This is a genomic window from Paenibacillus ihuae, from assembly GCF_001368795.1.
Lineage (GTDB): Bacteria > Bacillota > Bacilli > Paenibacillales > Paenibacillaceae > Paenibacillus_AQ > Paenibacillus_AQ ihuae.
The window spans coordinates 71,911-72,994 of record NZ_LN831202.1; the positions used below are offsets into that span (position 1 = coordinate 71,911).

1 protein-coding gene is annotated in these 1,084 nt (G+C 53.5%); it reads right to left on the reverse strand.

Annotation, left to right across the window (positions count from 1 at the left end):
• Positions 1-296: 296 nt before the first annotated feature.
• On the reverse strand, positions 297-1,084 hold a 788-nt coding region (gene ald / locus AQR02_RS26130), incomplete at its 5' end, for an alanine dehydrogenase (protein WP_245237747.1).

Here is a 1,084-nt window from a genome sequence, read left to right on the forward strand (position 1 = left end):
GGGATTTCAGCGGGATTTTTCCCGTTCATTCCGAGCATCCACTCATTCCCGCTCATTCCGGGGAAGTAGCATCTTCTCACCCTAGACTTCTAAAGCTTTTAATCCTCCTCTTACTCTACCTGCAGAAAAAGCCCGGTGATTACTCACCGGACTGAAGTGGAAATACCCCTCTGTTCCCTTTAAGCTCCTAAATGCCAGTATGTCCTCAAGTCTGGCTCAGCGGAATGCCGACACCGCTCCCCATCTCCCACTCATGCCCCATTTATATTTCTCTCCGGGGCTTAGCTTAGCACATACTAGATCAGAGTGAACTCTTGCTCTACTGCTTTCTCTACCGTGAAGCACTCTTCCCCAAGAGCTTCCGCCACGGCCTGGCAGGTGATCTTGCCGTTGGCTACGTTGACGCCGCTCTTCAGGCCGGCATTGTCCTCGATCGCCTGGAATACACCTTTATTGGCTATTTGCAGTGCATAAGGAACCGTTACGTTGGTTAGAGCAATGGTCGAGGTTTTGGCTACAGCTCCCGGCATATTCGCTACCGAATAGTGCAGTACGCCGTGTTTCTCGAACACCGGATTGTCATGGGTAGTTACACGGTCAATCGTTTCTACGATCCCGCCCTGGTCGATGGCTACATCGACGATTACGGAGCCCGGCTTCATGGCTTTGACCATTTCTTCGGTGACAAGCTTCGGTGCTTTTGCGCCCGGGATCAATACGGCGCCAACCAGCAGATCAGCTTCAGCAACTGCTTTGGCAATGTTGTAAGGGTTCGAGATCAGCGTGCTGATCTGCGAGCCAAAAATATCATCCAGCTGACGGAGCCGGTCTGCACTCAGGTCAACAATTGTCACCTCAGCACCGAGGCCAATGGCCATTTTAGCTGCGTTCGTACCGACTACACCGCCGCCGATAATGCTGACCTTTCCTCTGCTGACGCCGGGAACACCGGATAACAGAATGCCTTGTCCGCCGTAGTTCTTCTGGAGGAACTGCGCGCCGAGCTGCACGGACATCCGTCCCGCCACTTCGCTCATGGGTGTAAGCAGCGGCAGTGTGCGTCCATCCACAACCGTTTCGTAAC